This is a genomic window from Micromonospora sp. NBRC 107095 (assembly GCF_030269705.1).
In the GTDB taxonomy this organism is placed as follows: domain Bacteria; phylum Actinomycetota; class Actinomycetes; order Mycobacteriales; family Micromonosporaceae; genus Micromonospora; species Micromonospora parva.
Map to the genome: position 1 here is coordinate 845022 of NZ_BSTU01000002.1, position 13918 is coordinate 858939.

At 73.5% G+C, this 13918-nt stretch carries 15 protein-coding genes; 14 read left to right on the forward strand and 1 reads right to left on the reverse strand.

The window, feature by feature from the left end; all coding sequences use genetic code 11:
• Positions 1–10: 10 nt before the first annotated feature.
• The 8 genes from QSK15_RS16300 to QSK15_RS16335 all read left to right on the forward strand — a co-directional run bounded on the left by QSK15_RS16300 (position 11) and on the right by QSK15_RS16335 (position 8196).
• On the forward strand, positions 11–1441 hold the full coding sequence (locus tag QSK15_RS16300) for an acetyl-CoA carboxylase biotin carboxylase subunit (RefSeq protein WP_285795012.1): 1431 nt from the start codon (positions 11–13) through the stop codon (positions 1439–1441).
• Positions 1438–2190: an SRPBCC family protein gene (locus QSK15_RS16305; RefSeq protein WP_285795013.1), complete on the forward strand. Its 753-nt coding sequence runs from the start codon at positions 1438–1440 to the stop codon at positions 2188–2190. Before QSK15_RS16300 ends, QSK15_RS16305 begins: the two co-directional genes overlap by 4 nt.
• Entirely contained in the window at positions 2183–2587 is a 405-nt protein-coding gene (locus QSK15_RS16310) for a cupin domain-containing protein (RefSeq protein ID WP_285795014.1), read from the forward strand. Before QSK15_RS16305 ends, QSK15_RS16310 begins: the two co-directional genes overlap by 8 nt.
• 55 nt (positions 2588–2642) lie before the next feature.
• Positions 2643–3917 (forward strand): beta-ketoacyl-[acyl-carrier-protein] synthase family protein, encoded by a 1275-nt coding sequence (locus QSK15_RS16315; protein ID WP_285795015.1) that lies wholly within the window; start codon positions 2643–2645, stop codon positions 3915–3917.
• An 11-nt stretch (positions 3918–3928) separates the two neighbouring features.
• A complete protein-coding gene (locus QSK15_RS16320) occupies positions 3929–5176 on the forward strand; it encodes a beta-ketoacyl synthase N-terminal-like domain-containing protein (protein ID WP_285795143.1) in 1248 nt (415 codons plus the stop codon).
• Complete coding sequence (locus QSK15_RS16325) at positions 5173–5490, forward strand: antibiotic biosynthesis monooxygenase family protein (RefSeq protein WP_285795016.1); 318 nt, start codon at positions 5173–5175, stop codon at positions 5488–5490. Before QSK15_RS16320 ends, QSK15_RS16325 begins: the two co-directional genes overlap by 4 nt.
• Positions 5491–5637: 147 nt before the next feature.
• Entirely contained in the window at positions 5638–6465 is an 828-nt protein-coding gene (locus QSK15_RS16330) for a M55 family metallopeptidase (protein WP_285795017.1), read from the forward strand.
• Between the two features lie 342 nt (positions 6466–6807).
• Positions 6808–8196: a class I adenylate-forming enzyme family protein gene (locus QSK15_RS16335; RefSeq protein ID WP_285795018.1), complete on the forward strand. Its 1389-nt coding sequence runs from the start codon at positions 6808–6810 to the stop codon at positions 8194–8196.
• On the opposite strand, the gene QSK15_RS16340 is transcribed toward QSK15_RS16335, so the two are convergent.
• Positions 8124–8810, reverse strand: coding sequence for a 4'-phosphopantetheinyl transferase family protein (locus QSK15_RS16340; RefSeq protein WP_285795019.1), 687 nt, complete (start codon positions 8808–8810; stop codon positions 8124–8126). The two genes, QSK15_RS16335 and QSK15_RS16340, sit on opposite strands and share 73 nt — an antisense overlap.
• A gap of 15 nt (positions 8811–8825) precedes the next feature.
• On the opposite strand from QSK15_RS16340, the gene QSK15_RS16345 reads away from it, so the two are divergent.
• The 6 genes from QSK15_RS16345 (at position 8826) to QSK15_RS16370 (ending at position 13868) form a co-directional block, all read left to right on the forward strand.
• A complete protein-coding gene (locus QSK15_RS16345) occupies positions 8826–9092 on the forward strand; it encodes an acyl carrier protein (RefSeq protein ID WP_030332988.1) in 267 nt (88 codons plus the stop codon).
• Positions 9092–9337, forward strand: coding sequence for an acyl carrier protein (locus QSK15_RS16350; RefSeq protein ID WP_285795020.1), 246 nt, complete (start codon positions 9092–9094; stop codon positions 9335–9337). The genes QSK15_RS16345 and QSK15_RS16350 overlap by 1 nt, the downstream gene beginning before the upstream one ends.
• Complete coding sequence (locus tag QSK15_RS16355; protein ID WP_285795021.1) at positions 9330–10436, forward strand: beta-ketoacyl synthase N-terminal-like domain-containing protein; 1107 nt, start codon at positions 9330–9332, stop codon at positions 10434–10436. Before QSK15_RS16350 ends, QSK15_RS16355 begins: the two co-directional genes overlap by 8 nt.
• Positions 10437–10573: 137 nt before the next feature.
• Positions 10574–11020 (forward strand): beta-ketoacyl synthase chain length factor, encoded by a 447-nt coding sequence (locus QSK15_RS16360; RefSeq protein WP_285795022.1) that lies wholly within the window; start codon positions 10574–10576, stop codon positions 11018–11020.
• Positions 11017–12633, forward strand: a complete 1617-nt coding sequence (locus QSK15_RS16365) for a class I adenylate-forming enzyme family protein (protein WP_285795023.1) — start codon at positions 11017–11019, stop codon at positions 12631–12633. Before QSK15_RS16360 ends, QSK15_RS16365 begins: the two co-directional genes overlap by 4 nt.
• The gene (locus tag QSK15_RS16370) at positions 12630–13868 is read left to right on the forward strand and encodes a beta-ketoacyl-[acyl-carrier-protein] synthase family protein (protein WP_285795024.1); all 1239 of its coding nucleotides are present in this window, start codon (positions 12630–12632) and stop codon (positions 13866–13868) included. Before QSK15_RS16365 ends, QSK15_RS16370 begins: the two co-directional genes overlap by 4 nt.
• Positions 13869–13918 lie beyond the last annotated feature (50 nt).

Genomic DNA, 13918 nt, shown 5'->3' on the forward strand with positions numbered 1-13918 from the left:
GTGGTTGACCATGTTCGAGACCGTGCTGATCGCCAACCGGGGCGAGATCGCGTTGCGGGTGCTGCGCGCCTGCAAGGAGCTCGGCGTGCGAACGGCGGTGGTCTACTCCGCCGCCGACGTCGACTCGCCGGCGGTCCGTCTCGCCGACCAGGCCGTCCGGATCGGACCGGCGTCGAGTCGGCGCAGCTACCTCAACGCCGCCGCCATCGTGGAGGCGGCCCGGCAGGTGGGCGCGCAGGCGGTGCACCCTGGCTACGGGTTCCTCTCCGAGGACGCCGACTTCGCCGAGATCTGCGCCGACAACGGGCTGACGTTCATCGGTCCGCCGCCGGCGGTGATGACCGCGCTGGCCGACAAGTCCTCGGCGCGGGCCCTGATGAGCCGCGCCGGCCTGCCGCTGTCGCCGGGCAGCGTCGCGCCGGTGCCGACCGCCGCCGCGGCGGCTGAGGTGGCCGAAGCCGTCGGCTATCCGGTGATCGTGAAGGCCGCCGCCGGGGGCGGGGGCCGGGGGATGACGGTGGTGCGCACCCCGGGTGAGCTGCGCCGGGCGTACGCCCGCACGAGGGCCGCCGCGCAGGCCGCCTTCGGCGACGACCGGGTGTACGTCGAGCGTTACCTCACCGAGGCGCGCCACGTCGAGGTGCAGGTGCTCTGCGACGCCCACGGCAACGGCGTGCACCTGGGCACCCGGGACTGCTCGGTGCAACGACGTCACCAGAAACTGGTCGAGGAGGCGCCCGCCCCGGCGCTGCCCGCCGCCGTCCTCGACACCATCGCCGAGACCGCACTGCGGGGTGCACTCCAGGTCGGCTTCGTCGGCGCCGGCACGCTGGAGTTCCTGGTCGACGCCGAGGAGAAGTTCCACTTCCTGGAGATCAACTGCCGGATCCAGGTGGAGCATCCGGTCACCGAGATGGTCACCGGGATCGACCTGGTGCACGAGCAACTGCACATCGCCGCCGGGGTGCCGTTGCGCTGGCGTCAGGAGGAGATCCGCCTGCACGGCGTGGCGGTGGAGTGCCGGGTCAACACCGAGGACCCCGGACGCGACTTCGCCCCCACCCCGGGCCGGCTGGAACGGTTCACCCCGCCCGGCGGCCCGTTCACCCGGGTGGACACCCACGCCAGCGCCGGCTACCTGGTCGGCCCCTGGTACGACTCCCTGCTGGCCAAAGTGATCGTCTGGGCGCCCGACCGGGAGTTGGCCCTCAACCGGCTGGAACGTGCCCTCGACGAGTTCGATGTCGCCGGCCCGGGCGTGCACACCACCATCCCGTTCGTCCGGCGGGTGCTCGACGACGCCGCATTCCGCAAGGGCCGCTACACCACCGGCCTGGTCGACCGTCTGCTCGCCAAGCCCGCCGGGCCGCCGACAGCCACCCCCGCGCCGCGCACCGCGCCCGCCGCAGAACCCGACGCAACACACAGGAGGACCCGATGACCGTCACCCATGGTCGCCCGATGACCGCCGAGATCACCGACATCCTGGTGGCGCACTGCGGGCTGGACGCCGACGCCGCGGCCCGGGCGCCCGCGGCGTCCCTGGAGGAGTTGGGCATGGACTCACTCGCCCTGCTGGAGCTGTCCGCTGTGGTCGCCGACCGCTGGCAGGTGAGCATCCCCGAGCAGGCCGGGCAGTTGAGCATCCCGGCGGTCGCCGACCTGGTCGCCCGCCGCGCCGACCCGCCCGGGCACACCGAGAACAGCGTGGTCATCGACGCGCCCCTGGGGCTGGTCTGGGAGGTCACCAACGACGTGGCGAACTGGACCGAGCTGTTCACCGAGTACGCCGTGGTGGACATCCTGCACCGTGAGGGGCACACGGTGCGGTTCCGGCTCACCATGTACCCCGACGAGAACGGTACGGCCTGGAGCTGGGTCAGTGAACGCACCGCCGACCCGGTGAGCAGGCAGGTCCGGGCGCACCGGGTGGAGACCGGGCCGTTCGAGTACATGCGCATCCACTGGCGCTACACCGAGGAGGCCGGTGGCACCCGGATGACCTGGACGCAGGACTTCGCGATGAAGCCCACGGCACCGGTCGACAACGCCGCGATGACCGAACGGATCAACACCAACAGCGCGATCCAACTCGCGGTGATCAAGGACCGGGTGGAGCGGATCGCCCGGCAGCGCGCCGACCAGGGCGTTTCGGTGGGCGACCAGCCGACGGAGGCCGGCGATGAGTGACCTGAGCACCCGCCCGATCGCCGCCCGGGACGTACCCGCCGACCGTCGGCGCGGCGGTGAGCTGCGGGTGCTGCTCGGCCCCCGCACCGTCGGCAGCACCTCGGGCTTCCTCGGGGTGGCCACCCTCGCGCCGGGGGAGCGGATCGCCGAGCACTACCACCCGTACAGCGAGGAGTTCCTCTACCTGGTGCGCGGCGCGATCACAGTGGACCTGGACGATCAACCGACGTTGCTGGCCGCCGGTGAAGGGCTGTTCGTTCCGGTGAACGTGCGGCACCGGCTGCGCAACACCGGCGTCGAACCGGCCGAGGTGGTCTTCCACCTGGGCCCGCTCGCCCCCCGCCCCGAGCTGGGCCACGTCGACACCGAACTGGTCGACCAGCGGGGCGGGTCATGAGCGCGAGGAGTGAGCCGGGTTTGCGAGCCCCGCAGTCGCGAACAGAGGTGGCATCATGACTGGGCGCCGCACGGTGGTGACCGGGATCGGGGTGGTCGCCCCGGGCGGCGCCAGCCGGGACCGCTTCTGGAAGACCATCACCGAGGGGCGGACCGCCACCCGGCGGATCAGTTTCTTCGACCCGTCGGCGTTCCGGTCGCAGATCGCGGCGGAGTGCGACTTCGACCCGGTAGCGGCGGGGCTCAGCGACGCCGAGCGACGAAGGGCCGACCGGTACGTGCAGTTCGCGCTGGCCTGCTCCGCCGAGGCGGTGGCCGACGCCCAACTGGTGCTCACCGACGCGGAACGGGACCGGGCCGGGGTGGTGCTGGGCACGGCGGTGGGCGGCACGATGGCATTGGAGCAGGAGTACGTCACCGTCAGCGAGCACGGCCGGCGCTGGCTGGTCGACGCGGCGCGTGGCGGCCCGTACCTCTATCAGGCGTTGGTGCCCAGCAGCCTCGCGGCGGACGTGGCCTGCCGGCACGGGTGGCACGGCCCGGCGCAGGTGGTGTCCACCGGTTGCACCTCCGGCATCGACGCCATCGGGTACGCCCATCAGATGATCGTGGACGGTGAGGCGGACGTGATGCTGGCCGGGGCGTCCGACTCGCCGATCTCGCCGGTCACCGTCGCCTCGTTCGACGCGATCAAGGCGACCAGCCCGGACAACGACGACCCGGCGCACGCCTCCCGCCCGTTCGACGCCGACCGGCACGGGTTCGTGCTGGCCGAGGGTGGGGCGGTGCTGGTGCTGGAGGAGGCCGGGCACGCCCGGCGGCGGGGGGCGCACATCTACTGCGAGGTGGCCGGCTACGCCAGCCGCAGCAACGGCTTCCACATGACCGGGCTACGCCCGGACGGGTTGGAGATGGGCCTGGCCGTCACCGACGCGTTGCGGCAGGGTCGGATCCTGCCCGAGCAGGTCTCCTACATCAGCGCGCACGGCTCGGGCACCCGGCAGAACGACCGGCACGAGACGGCCGCGTTCAAGCGGGCGCTGGGCCAGGCCGCGTACCGGGTGCCGATCAGCTCGATCAAATCGATGGTCGGGCACTCGCTCGGCGCGATCGGGTCGATCGAGATGGCCGCGTGCGCCCTCGCCATCGAGTTCGGTGTGGTGCCGCCGACGGCGAACTGGAGCACCCGGGACCCGGAGTGCGACCTGGACTACGTACCCAACGAGGCCCGGGAGGTCCCGGTGGACGTGGCCCTCTCGGTGGGCAGCGGGTTCGGCGGTTTCCAGTCGGCGATGGTGTTCCGTCGGATGCTCGGTGCGGTGGCGGCGTGAGCGAGCGAGCCATGGTCGCGCGTGCGGTGGTGACCGGCATCGGGGTGGTCGCGCCGAGCGGCATCGGCGCGGACGCGCACTGGCGTACGGTGCTCGCCGGCACCCGCCGGACCGGGCCGATCACCCTGTTCGACCCGTCCGGCTACCCGACCCGCTTCGGTGGGGAGGTGCCCGGGTTCACCGCCGACTCCTACGCCGACAGCCGGCAGTTGGTGCAGACCGACAGGTGGACCCACCTCGGGTTCGCCGCCACCCGGCTGGCGTTGGCCGACGCGGGCCTGCCCGAGCGGGCCCTCGACCCGTACGGCTACGCGGTGACCCTGGCCAGCTCGTCCGGGGGCAACCTGTTCGGTCAGCGGGAACTGCAACGCCTGTGGGGCGGCACGTCACGCACGGTCGGGGCGTACCAGTCGATCGCCTGGTTCTACGCGGCCAGCGTCGGGCAGCTCTCCATCCACCACCAGTTCAAGGGCCCGAGCGGGGTGCTGGTCGCCGAGTCGGCCGGCGGGCTGGACAGCCTGGCGCACGCCGCCCGTGCGGTACGCCGGGGCACCCCGGTGGTGATCGCCGGCGCCACCGAGTGCCCGTTGAGCCCGTACGCGCTGGCCTGCCAGCTGCGCTCCGGACTGCTCAGCGACGTCGCCGACCCGGAACGGGCGTACCGGCCGTTCGACGCCACGGCCAGCGGCTACCTGCCGGCCGAGGGCGGAGCGGTGTTCGTGGTGGAGGAGCTGGGGCACGCCCTGGCCCGGGGCGCCCGGGTCTACGGCGAGGTGAGCGGGTGGGGATCCACCCACGACGCCGCCCACACCACCGCGGACAGTGCCGGCGACCCGGCCCAGTACGGCCGTGCCATGCGCCTGGCCCTCGACCGGGCGGGTGTCGCCGCGGCCGGCATCGACGTGGTGCTGCCCGACGCGCTCGGGGTGCCGCGCTACGACCGCAGCGAGGCCGAGGCCCTGCGGGCCGTGTTCGCCGACCGGCCGCCGCCGGTGACCACCCAGAAACCGCTGACCGGTCGGGCGTACCAGGGCGGTTCGGCGTTGGACGTGGCCACCGCCCTGCTCGCCTTCGCCCACGACACGCTGCCCGCGTCGGCCGGCCCGGACGAGGTGGCCGAGGGCTGCGAGCTGGGCTTCCTCCGGGAGCACCGCCGGCCGCGCAGCCGGCTCGCGCTGGTGTGCGCGCGGGGCTTCGACGGATTCAACAGCGCGCTGGTCCTGCGCGGGGCCGCGCCGATGAAGGGAGAGGCGTCATGACCGACCAACGGGCCCGGGTGGTCTTCCTGGTACGGGTGCCGGTGCCGCGCACCGAGGCGTTCCTCGCCGCGTACGAACAGGTGCGGCACCTGGTCGCCGGTGGCGTGCCGGGGCACCTGGTCGACCAGGTGTGCCGTTCGTCGACCGACCCGGAGCAGTGGTTGATCACCAGTGAGTGGGCGAGTCTCGCCGACTTCGAGAACTGGGAACGCAGCCCGGAGCACCGGGACCTCGTCCGCCCGATGCGGGAGTGCTTCACCGACGCCCGTTCCCTGCGCTTCCACATCCACGCCCAGACGCCGGCGCTGGCCTGACGGATCAGCGCTGCTGCCCGACAGCCCGCTCGCCGCGATCGTGCACTTAGTGTCGCGGCATAGGGGGCATGTCACGCGTTTCGACAACCGAAACTGCAAGATCGGCGCGGTGGGGCCGGGTCGCGCGGGGGCGTAGGTTCTGGGTTCATGAAGGTGCTGGTCTCTGTCGACATGGAAGGCGTCTCGGGGATCGTGCATCCCGCCGAGACCAGTCCCGACCGGTACGACTATGAGCGTGGCAGGGCGTTGATGACGGCCGAGGCGAACGCGGTGATCGCCGGGGTTCTCGATGCGGAACCCGAAGCGGTGGTGTGGGTCGCCGACGCGCACGGGACGTTCCGGAACATCCTGCCGGAGGACCTCGACCGGCGTGCGCGCCTGGTGCGGGGCAGACCCCGCCCGCTGGGCATGCTCGCCGGGCTGGACGAGCACACCGATGCCGTCCTGTTGGTCGGCTATCACGCCCGGGCCGGTGCCGGGCCCGCCGTGCTGGCGCACACGATGAGCGACGCCATCCTCGACGTGCGGGTGGCCGGACGATCGTTGGGCGAGATCGGTCTCAACGTCGCCATGGTGGGGCACCTGGACGTGCCGGTGGTTCTGCTCAGCGGGGACGACACCGCCTGCGCGGAATTCCGTGAGCTGGTGCCCTCGGCGGTCACCGTCGCCGTCAAGCAGACAGTGGGTCAGGCCGCCGCGGTGGCAGTGCATCCCGAGGAGGCGCGGGAGCGGCTGCGCCTTGCCGCCGCCGACGCGATCGCCCGGCGCGCCTCGGTTCCCCCGGTGACGATGGCCGGGCCGTTGCACGTCGAGGTCGACCTCTACGGCCCGTACATGGTCGATTTGGCAACGCTGGTGCCGGGTGTGACCCGCGTCGGCGGCGGGCGGACGGTCGCCTTCCACGCCGTTGACGTCGCCGAGGCCTACCGGCTCGTGCAGTTGCTCGTCCAACTCGCCAGCATCAAACCGGCCTAACGCGCGTATCCGCGCCGCCGGGCGCGCCCCAGGCGGCAGCCGCCGGCGGGGCGCGACTCGCCACGCTCGTCGGGCTCACCCGGTGAGCGCGACGCCATCGGCCGTCCGGTTGAGGGCGCGCGACGGTTGTACGAGGCGTTATGCCTCGGTGACGCTGTGCCGGGTCACCCGCCCGATTCTGTCCGCCGAACGGGCTGTCGGCAATCCGGCTGGCCGCTGCTTTTGATCCATCCATTTGCATCTAGCAATGGCAATGGTGGCGTCGTATGGTTCCCCGCAGCACCCCGACAAGCGTACCTGATGGGCGGATTCGCCCTCTTTCATGCTGGGCGGTGAACGGCAGTGACGGCAGAAGATCCTACGGCGACCGACCCCGGCTGGGTGGACGAAGTCCTGTTCGCGGGCCGCCCGACCGACGTTTGTCTCCGACTGCCCGAGCCGATCGACCGGGCCACCCTGCACCGTCTGGTCACCGCCGCGCAGGACCGGCTCACCGCCGCCGGACTGCGCCCCGGTGGCGCCGCCGCGCTGCGGCTGCCCCCGTCCCTGGCGTACGTGGTGAACCTGCTGGCCACCTGGCGCGCCGGGGGTCAGGCGATCCTGCTCGACCACCGGCTCACCGACCACGAGGTGGACCGCGCGCTGCTCCGGTTGACCCCGCAGGTGGTGATCGCCCCGGTGCGCACCGGTGGCGGCGCGCTGAAGATCTTCGTCGACGTCACCGAGGGCGTCACCCGCTACGCCGACCGTCCGGCGGTCAGCGGTCACGCCGTGATCCAGCTCAGCTCCGGCTCCACCGGCCCGTCCAAAGTGATCGGCCGCACCGCCGCCGACCTGGTCGCCGAGGTGCACCGCTACACCCGGATCGACGGGGTGGCGCTGCCCGGCGAGCGGATCATCCTGCTGCCGTCCATGGTGCACGTACTCGGCCTGGTCGGTGGCCTGCTCTACGGGCTGCACGCCGGGGTCGAGCTGGTTCCGCCGCAGCGGCTCAGCGGCGACGCCGTGCTGGCCGCCATCAGTGCCGGCACCACACCGGCCACCGTGCTGGGCGTTCCGTTCCACATCGGACTGCTCGCCTCCACCCGACCGGCCGGGCCCCTGCCGCAGCTGCGGCGGATGACCACCGGGGGCGAACTGGTGCCCGCCGCCGTCGCCCGGGCGTTCACCGACCGGTACGGGGTTCCCCTGGGCAACATGTACGGGATGACCGAGGTCGGGGTGATCGGCACCGACCTGCACGGCACACATCGACCGTCGATCGCCCCCGCGCCCGGCATCGAGGTCCGCGCGAGCGGCGGCGAGCTGTGGGTGTCCTGCCCAGCGTCGCCGTACGTCGGGCTGAGCGACCCGAGCCGCTGGGCCGACGGCTGGCTGCACACCCGCGACGCCGGCACCGTCGACGAGGACACCGGCCTGGTCACCGTGCGCGGCCGACTCGACTCGCAGGTCTCCGTCGGCGGGATGAAGGTCGACCTGACCGAGGTGGAGGCCACCGTCGCCGAGCTGACCGGGGTGGCCGCCGCGGTGGTGGTCTGGGACGACGGCATCACCGCGTACGTCCAACCCGACGGCCCGCTCTCGGAGGAGACGCTGGACAAGCTCCTCGCCGAACGTTTGGCCGGCTACAAACGGCCCCGGACGCTGCACCTGCTCGATCAGTTGCCCCGCACCACCACCGGCAAGCTGGTCCGCTCGACCGACGCGCTGCGCTCGGCGGTCAGCCCGTGACCGGGCCCCTGCACCACCTCGACGTCGACCCGCGTGGCCGCGTACCCGGCGACCGCCAGGACCAGGCCCTCGCCCAGCGGCGGGTGACCGACCCGTACAGGCTCGGCACCGGGCACCGGCCGCAACGGCAGCCCCGGCGTCGGCATCAACCGGCGCAGCCCACCGTCGCGCAACCCCCGCCCGAGCGCCTTACCGACCGCTTCCTTCGCGGTCCACAACCGCAGGAAGTCCACCGTCCGGCCAGCCTCGGGCCGATCGGCCAACCAGGCCAACTCGGCGGGCGGGAACCAGCGGCCGGCCAGCGCGAGCGCCGGCAGCGGGCGGATCCGTTCCACGTCCACCCCGACCGCGCCGCCCCGGCGGGCGGCGACCACCACCAGCCCGGCGGTACGGCTGACGCTGACCGCCAGCTCGACCGGCCCGGTCACCTCGTCGACCCGGACCACCGGCCGTCCCGCGCTGTCGTGCGTCAGCACCACAGCGGTCTGCGCGCGACCGAGCAGCAGAGCACCCACCCGCCGCAACAGCACAGCGGCCGGATCCGGCTGACCGCCGGTGTCCCGGCCGACCCACACGTAGGCGGTGTCCCGACCGGACACCGTCAGCTGGCCCACGCAGAGAGGGTATCCATGAGAGCCGAGGTCCGCGCCTTCGTCGTCGAGCAGCTCGCCGACATGAACTACGACGTCGAGGGGCTCGACGACGACACCACGCTCGGCCCGTCCGGCGTCGACCTGGAGTCTCTCGCCCTGGCCGACCTGTCCGTCCGGGTCGAGGACCGCTACGGCGTGACGTTCGCCGACGACGAGTCCGAGCAGCTGGCCCTGATGACGGTCGGCGAGTTCACCACAATGGTCGCCAAGCGTGTCGCCGAGGCCACGAGCGACCCGGTCTGATGAGCGGTCAGCCCGATCTGGGGCGAGCTGACCTGCTGAGCATGCTCGCCGAACTCACCGCGAAACCAGCCGCCGAGGTGCCCGACCGGATCGGCTCGATGGAGCTCGCCTGGCTGGTGCACCTCGTCGAGCAGCGCTACGACCGCCGGCTCGACCTGGCCGACGACGAGCTGGCAGGTATCCGTACCGTCGACGACGCCCTGGCGGTGTTCCGGGCGTCGCTGACCGCCCCCACAGATGGTTGAGGCGTGCGTCGCCCAGCTCACCGGTGTGTACGCCGTCAGCGCCCTCGGTCGGGGCGCCGACGCGCAGCTTGCCGGCGTGCTGGCCGGTGTGCCGGCCTTCGGCCCGGTACGCCGGTTCGACACCGCAGCCCGTCGGGTCACCGTGGCGGCCACCCTGCCCGAGGTCGGTACGCTGCCCGACGAGCTGGCCGCCGCGATCGACGCGGCCTGCCGGGCGGCCGGCCTGGACCGCGAGGGCCGCACCGGGTGCGCCCTGCTGCTCGCCGTCCACGGCGGACCGGCCACCGGACCGGCCCCGGCCGTGCTCGCCGGTCAGCTCGCCGCCCGATGTGGCCTCTCCGGGCACACCCGGGTCTACACCAGCGCCTGCGTGTCGGCGAGCACGGCGGTGGCCGACGCCGCCGCTCAGATCACCCGTGGTGACGTCGAACGGGTGGTCGTCGCTGCCGGCTACCTGGTGGAGCCGGATCAGTTCGCGCTCTTCGACGCCGGTCGGGCCCTCGCTGTCGACGGGGCGGTCCGCCCGTTCAGCGCCGGCCGGCGAGGGCTGTTGCTCGGCGACGGCGTGGCCGCGGTGGTGCTGGAGTCGAGCAGCGGCCGACGACGCGGTGGCGCCGATCCGGTGGCCACCGTGGCCGGGTGGGGACGGGCCGGTGACGCGTTCCACCCCTGCCAGCCGGAGCCCGGCGGCACCGGGCTGGCCCGCGCGGTCGACGGCGCGCTGCGTCGGGCCGGGCTGGCACCGCGGGCCGTCGGTTACGTCAACGCCAACGCCACCGGCACCGCGCAGAGCGACGCCGCCGAGGCTGCCGCACTGCGCCGGGCCCTCGGCGGGCACGCCACCGAGGTCCCGGTCAGCTCCACGAAGTCGGTGCACGGGCACGCGCTGGAGGCGTCCGGACTGCTCGAACTGGTGGTCACCGCGCTTGCGCTGCGCCACGGTGAGCTGCCGGTCAACGCCGGCTGGCTCGCCCCCGACGACTCCTGCCCGCTGAACGTGGTGACGCACCGTCCCCAACGGACGAGCGCCACCCACGCCCTCACCCTCAACGCCGCCTTCGGTGGCGCCAACACCGCGCTCCTGGTCGGCGTCGGATGACCGCCGCCAACCCCCCACGATCCTGCGCGCACCGTCCCGACGATGTCGACCACGCAGCCGCGACGACGACCGGAACCGCACGATCGCCGGGGGAGCGGGCGAGGGCCTGGTGGCCGGAGGTCGGGGACGAGGGCGGCGTGGCGGGGGTGCCGGGATTCGTGCACTCGGACTTCGCGCCGGTGGTGGTGGCCGTCGCCGAACGCTGTCTCCGGCGGGGGTACGGGACGGCGGGGGTGCCCGCCGGGGTGCGGACGGGCATCGTGCTGGTCAGCGCCAGCGGCGACCTGGCCAGCGCCCGACACGTACGGGCGACCGTCGAGGCCGGCGGGCGGGTCGGCCCGCTGTTCTTCTTCCAGTCCGTGCCCAACAGCGTCGCCGGGCACATCGCCGCCCGGTGGGGCCTGCGCGGTCCGGTGGTCTGTCTCAGCCCGACCGGCGACCCGTACACCGACGGTGTCGCCGAGGCCGACCTGCTACGCGACGACGGTGACGCCGACGAGGTGTTGCTGATCCTGATCGAACAGGCACCCGACGGGCCGACCGAGGCGGTCGCGGTGCTGCTGGGGGGAGGAGCACGACCATGAGGAAACGCGGACTGCGCGGCGCACTGGCCGCCGACACCGAACTGGGGGCGGGCAACGTCCTGGCCCGGGTGCTGGCGCACGGCGCCGACCCGGACGGGCCCGGCCTGACCTTCGACACCGCCGTCGACGGGTACCCCGCCGAGACGCCGCTGACGCTGGGGCGGCTCGACGAACGGGTCGCCGCCCGCGCCGCCTGGCTGCACGAACACGGGATACGCCCGCGCGACCCGGTCGCCGTCTGGGCCACCGCCGCCGCCGACATGGTGCTCAGCTTCCTGGCGCTGGCCCGCCTCGGCGCGATCCCGGCGCTGATGAACGGCAAACTCCGCCCGGAGATCGCCGCCGAGTACATCCGCCGCCTGCGGGGCGTCGGGGTGCTGGCCGACGACGCGCACACCGCGATGCTGGCCGGGCAGGACCTGGACGTGCCGCTGCTCGGCACCCCCGCGCAGGCCGGCACGGGCGACCCGGCAGCCGCCCCGGCGCACTACCGGCACCACCCGGACGACCCGATCGTCATCACCCACACCTCGGGGACGACCGGGGTGCCCAAGGCGGTGCTGCACTCACACGCCAGCCTCTTCGCGGCCACCCGGCACCTGCTCACCATGCCGCAGGCGCAGGGCACCACCCGGATCCTCAACGCGTTGCCCGCACCGCACACCGCCACCGTGCTGATGGTCAACCAGGCGCTGGGCAACCGCGCCCAGATGTTCCTGCTGTCCGAGCAGGGCGGCGAGCAGGTGCTGGACGCGATCCAACGCTGGCGCCCCGACGGGGTGTTCGGCTTCTCGGTCACCTGGGCGGAACTGGCCCGCTTCGACCTGTCCGGGTACGACCTGGACTCGGTGCGACTGTGGTTCAACACCGGCGACGCCTCGCACGAGCCGCACATCCGCCGCCTCGTGGCGGTCGGTTGGCACGACACCGTCACCCGTGACGGGGTGGCGACGGTGCCCGGGTCGGTCTTCATCGACGGGCTGGGTTCCAGCGAGATGGGGCACTCGATGTTCCACATCACCCACCGCGCCGACACCGACCGGTACGGCCGGTGCATCGGCCGCCCGTACCAGTTCGCCACCGTCGCGGTGCTCGACGCCGACGGCGAGCCGGTGCCGGTCGGCGAGGTGGGGTTCCTGGGCATCGACTCGCCGTCGCTGTTCCGGGGCTACTGGAACGACTCGGTCACCACCTACCGCTTCCGCCAGCGCGGCTGGTACCTCACCGGGGACCTGGTCCGCGCCGACGCCGACGGCCGCTACTACCACCTGGACCGGGCGGTGGACTCGGTCGACGCCGGTGACGGGCGGCGCTTCTACACGGCGCTGTCCGAGGAGCGGATCCTCGCCGCCTGCCCGGACGTCACCGACTGCACCGTGGTGATCGTCGCCGAGGCCGGGGTGGTGGTCACCGACGTGCTGCTGGAGTTGGCCGCCGGCGCGGACGAGGCGGAGGACCGCACCGAGCGGGTCCGCGCCGCCCTCGGTGCTGACGTCGGCGCCATGCTGCGCCGGGTCGTGCCGGTGCGGTCCGCCGACATCCCGGTTACCGTGACCGGCAAGGTCCGCAAGGTGGTCCTGCGGGAGCGCTACCTCACCGAGGCGCGTCCGTGACCGCGCTGATCACGGGGATGGGGCTGTTCACCCCGGTCGGGCGGGGGGTCGAGGAGACCTTCGACGCCCTGACCACCGGCCGGTCCGGGCTGACCCGTCCGGCCGAGGGGCACCCGGCGCGGGAATCGCTGGACGTCGCCGGCCTGCTGCCCGACATCGACCCGCGTACCGTCGCGTCCGGGCCGGACGCCCGGGTCCTGGACCGGGTCGTCGTGCTCGCCCTGCTCGCCGCCGCCGACGCCCTCGCCGACGCCGGCATCGAGGTGGGCCGCGACGTCGATCCCGACCGGATCGGTGTGATCGTCGGCGGGGTCGGCGGGATGGCCACCCTGGAGTCGCAGGTGCTGGCCCGCGCCGCCCGGGGTCGGGCGGCGGTCAGTCCGTACCTGCTCACCGGGATCCTGCCGAACATGCCGGCGGCGCGGATCGCCATCGCCCACGGCATCCGGGGTTACAGCTCGTCGGTCGGCACCGCCTGTGCCTCCGGCGCCCAGGCGATCGCCGACGGGGTCCGGCTCATCGCGACCGGGGAAGCCGACGTGGTGCTGTGCGGGGCCAGCGAGGCACCGCTGTTCCCGACCTTCGCCGACACCTTCGGCAACGCGCGGGCGTTGGCGCGCGCCGGCACCGACCCGGGCCGGGCGAGCCGCCCGTTCGACACCTTCCGCAGCGGCTTCGTCCTGTCCGAGGGCGCCGCGCTGCTGGTGCTGGAGCGCGCCGAGCACGCCGCGGCGCGCGGCGTCACCGGGTACGCCGAGGTGGCCGGGCACGGCGCGACGACGGACGCGTACCACCCGACCGCCCCCCGCCCGGATGGTGCCGGCGCGGCGGCGTGCATCCGCCGGGCCCTGCGCAGCGCCGGTGTGCCGGCGGCGGTGGTCGGTTACGTCAACACGCACGGCACCGGCACCAAGCTCGGTGACATCGCGGAGACCACCGCCCTGGCCGACGTCTTCGGCGTCGGGGGCGTGCCGGTCAGCTCCACCAAGGCGCTCACCGGTCACCTGCTCGGTGCTTCGGGGGCGCTGGAGGCGGCGGCCACCGCCCTGGCGCTCGGTCGGGGGCTGCTGCCGCCGACGTACCACCTCGACGACCCGGACCCGGCCTGCCCGGCGGACCACATCCGTGGCGCGCCCCGCAAGGCCGACCCGGAGTACGCGGTCACCAACTCGTTCGGGTTCGGCGGCCAGAACGTGAGCCTGGTGCTGGCGCGCGTCGCCGAGCCGAGGGGGTGATCGAGGCGGCATCCCGGGCGCGCGCGCCCGGACGGCAACGCGGGGGGAAC

Coding starts and splice junctions, on each gene's coding strand:
- QSK15_RS16305 (WP_285795013.1), top strand. CDS start 1,438: ATGACCGTCACCCATGGTCGCCCGATGACCGCCGAGATCACCGACATC.
- QSK15_RS16300 (WP_285795012.1), top strand. CDS start 11: ATGTTCGAGACCGTGCTGATCGCCAACCGGGGCGAGATCGCGTTGCGG.
- QSK15_RS16355 (WP_285795021.1), top strand. CDS start 9,330: ATGGTTGAGGCGTGCGTCGCCCAGCTCACCGGTGTGTACGCCGTCAGC.
- QSK15_RS16315 (WP_285795015.1), top strand. CDS start 2,643: ATGACTGGGCGCCGCACGGTGGTGACCGGGATCGGGGTGGTCGCCCCG.
- QSK15_RS16330 (WP_285795017.1), top strand. CDS start 5,638: ATGAAGGTGCTGGTCTCTGTCGACATGGAAGGCGTCTCGGGGATCGTG.
- QSK15_RS16325 (WP_285795016.1), top strand. CDS start 5,173: ATGACCGACCAACGGGCCCGGGTGGTCTTCCTGGTACGGGTGCCGGTG.
- QSK15_RS16320 (WP_285795143.1), top strand. CDS start 3,929: ATGGTCGCGCGTGCGGTGGTGACCGGCATCGGGGTGGTCGCGCCGAGC.
- QSK15_RS16310 (WP_285795014.1), top strand. CDS start 2,183: ATGAGTGACCTGAGCACCCGCCCGATCGCCGCCCGGGACGTACCCGCC.
- QSK15_RS16345 (WP_030332988.1), top strand. CDS start 8,826: ATGAGAGCCGAGGTCCGCGCCTTCGTCGTCGAGCAGCTCGCCGACATG.
- QSK15_RS16365 (WP_285795023.1), top strand. CDS start 11,017: ATGAGGAAACGCGGACTGCGCGGCGCACTGGCCGCCGACACCGAACTG.
- QSK15_RS16350 (WP_285795020.1), top strand. CDS start 9,092: ATGAGCGGTCAGCCCGATCTGGGGCGAGCTGACCTGCTGAGCATGCTC.